Origin of the sequence: Pseudanabaena sp. 'Roaring Creek' (assembly GCF_001402795.1) — a bacterium.
Lineage (GTDB): Bacteria > Cyanobacteriota > Cyanobacteriia > Pseudanabaenales > Pseudanabaenaceae > Pseudanabaena.
Map to the genome: position 1 here is coordinate 1 of NZ_LIRE01000538.1, position 2,205 is coordinate 2,205.

Below are 2,205 nucleotides of genomic sequence, written 5' to 3' on the forward strand. Positions count from 1 at the left end.
AGAAAATATGTATAATGCCAATTCACAAAAGTGTGACAATACTTTTGTGAATTATAGCTACCGCCAGTCTTGTTAGGACAAAATTAAAACCCAAGATCGTGTTGTCGCGCGGAGCGCGGCAACATGATCTTGGGTTTTATGTCCTGATACAGTTGGCGGTAGCTATAAAAACTAAACCTAGTAAGGGTTTTCAAGTTAAGAAATGGCTACGCCATTTCTTAACTTGGTATAATTAGATTGAGCTGCTTGGCGATCGCTAATTTTTCGATCAAAATTATGACCAATACAATCTCCAGAATAGAGACTATCTATCCTAGTAGCGATGGACAACCGATGGCAGAAAGTACAGAGCATTATCAATGGATTGTGACCATCGCGGGAGGATTGGAAAATCTATTTAAAGATAACAATAATGTATTTGTGGCAGGTGATTTGTTCTGGTATCCCGTCGAAGGTCAGTCGGTAATTCGTCGCGCTCCTGATGTGATGGTGGTATTTGGTAGACCGAAGGGAGCAAGAGGTTCTTACATTCAACATCTAGAAGATGGAGTTGCTCCCCAGGTAGTGTTTGAGATTTTATCTAGGGGAAATCGAATTTCTGAAATGGCTCAAAAATTTGAGTTTTATCAAACCTATGGGGTGGAAGAATATTACGTTTACGATCACCTTGCAAATGATTTGGCTGGTTGGCTAAGAAACCCAGATGATAGTCATCTAGAGCCGATCGCTAATATCGAAAACTGGACAAGCCCCCGTTTAGGAATTCGCTTTGAACTTGCTGATGAAACTCTCAGGGTTTTACAGCCTGATGGAACTAGATTCTTAACTTATCTCGAACAGGCTGAACAGCTTGAAGCAGAACGATCTGCAAAAGAGCAAGCACTGGATAACATGGCAAAGATTTCAGCTAAGCTTCGTAACATGGGAATCGATCCAGATAATCTTTAAGTGATCGCTGAATATGGAAAAGGCTAATTAATGTCAGTTCAGGTTAAGCTAGCAAATTTTCAAAAGCCCCAAAATAAAAGCCTTGCTACGCAAGGCTTTTATTTTGGGCTTTGAGAAAGGGTTTGCTAAGCAAACCCTTTCTCAAAGCCAGTTTTAAATTATCTCGAACTCACGTTAATTGATAATTCGTAATTCCCATCCTCATTCGTAATTCTCTAATTTGCTATAATGGCTTCAAATATTCCGCCCAAAAGCTATGTCACCTAACGATCAGCGCCAACTCCTAGAAGCGCTTAATCAACTTGACGAACAGCAAATCCCCCTTGTATTGCAATTTATCGCATCACTTCAGAAAAATATTCCTACTATCCCAACCTCATCTAAAACAGTGTTAGAACGAATGGGTGGTTATCCTCAATACTTTTTAGAAGGATCGGGAGACTTATCAGATCGAAACGTCCGTAAAAAAATAATTGCCGAAAAGATTAGAGCAAAGCATCAGGCAAGACATGAATAGCCATCGCCTAATCTTAATTGACACTGGAATAATCGTTGCATTTTACGATCGCAAAGACAAACACCATCAACAAGCGATCAATTTCTTTAGTACCTGCACCAGCCAACTTATTACCACAGTCGCTTGTGTTACAGAGGTTTTGTGGCTACTCGCGCCAAATATCAAAGTTCAAAACGAATTTTTATCTGTTTTATTCAAGCAAGTCATCTTATGCGAACACTTGCAACCATCAGACTATCAAAGAATCCAAGAACTGAACACCACCTATCAAGATCTACCCGCAGACTTTACTGATTTATCACTAATTGCCATCTCTGAAAGACTAAATATTTCCGCGATCGCTACATTAGACAGTGACTTCGACATTTATCGCCGCTATCGTAAACAACCATTTGAGAGAGTAATTTTTTAGTTACAAATTTTGTCATTCATGTCTAATGTCAGTTCTGGTTAAGCTAGTAAATTCTCAAAGCCCAAAAGTAAAAGCCTTGCTAAGCAAGGCTTTTACTTTTGGGCTTTGAGAAAGGGTTTTAAAATCACAAAATGGCTACGCCATTTTGTGATTTGGTATCAAAGCCCGTTTTAAATTATCCCGAACTCACGTTAATTACGAATTGAGATTTTTAAATTCGTAATTCATAATTCGTAATTTATAACCTAAACCGCAACAGATACAGGACTATCGAGCTTCTTCAACTGCTGTACTAGCAAGCTGAGGAATAACCCAACATCGGTAACTA

Annotated in this window: 3 protein-coding genes; all 3 read left to right on the top strand. The window is 39.0% G+C overall.

Annotation, left to right across the window (positions count from 1 at the left end):
- Positions 1-276 precede the first annotated feature (276 nt).
- The 3 genes from AC805_RS16080 to AC805_RS16090 all read left to right on the top strand — a co-directional run bounded on the left by AC805_RS16080 (position 277) and on the right by AC805_RS16090 (position 1,877).
- Entirely contained in the window at positions 277-948 is a 672-nt protein-coding gene (locus AC805_RS16080) for a Uma2 family endonuclease (protein WP_055076361.1), read from the top strand.
- A gap of 256 nt (positions 949-1,204) precedes the next feature.
- Positions 1,205-1,465, top strand: coding sequence for a hypothetical protein (locus tag AC805_RS16085; protein ID WP_055076359.1), 261 nt, complete (start codon positions 1,205-1,207; stop codon positions 1,463-1,465).
- The gene (locus AC805_RS16090) at positions 1,458-1,877 is read left to right on the top strand and encodes a type II toxin-antitoxin system VapC family toxin (protein ID WP_055076360.1); all 420 of its coding nucleotides are present in this window, start codon (positions 1,458-1,460) and stop codon (positions 1,875-1,877) included. Before AC805_RS16085 ends, AC805_RS16090 begins: the two co-directional genes overlap by 8 nt.
- The last annotated feature ends 328 nt before the right edge of the window (positions 1,878-2,205 follow it).

Bases quoted from the DNA above. Each gene is read 5' to 3' on its own strand.
- AC805_RS16085 (WP_055076359.1), top strand. From the start codon at position 1,205: ATGTCACCTAACGATCAGCGCCAACTCCTAGAAGCGCTTAATCAACTT.
- AC805_RS16080 (WP_055076361.1), top strand. From the start codon at position 277: ATGACCAATACAATCTCCAGAATAGAGACTATCTATCCTAGTAGCGAT.
- AC805_RS16090 (WP_055076360.1), top strand. From the start codon at position 1,458: ATGAATAGCCATCGCCTAATCTTAATTGACACTGGAATAATCGTTGCA.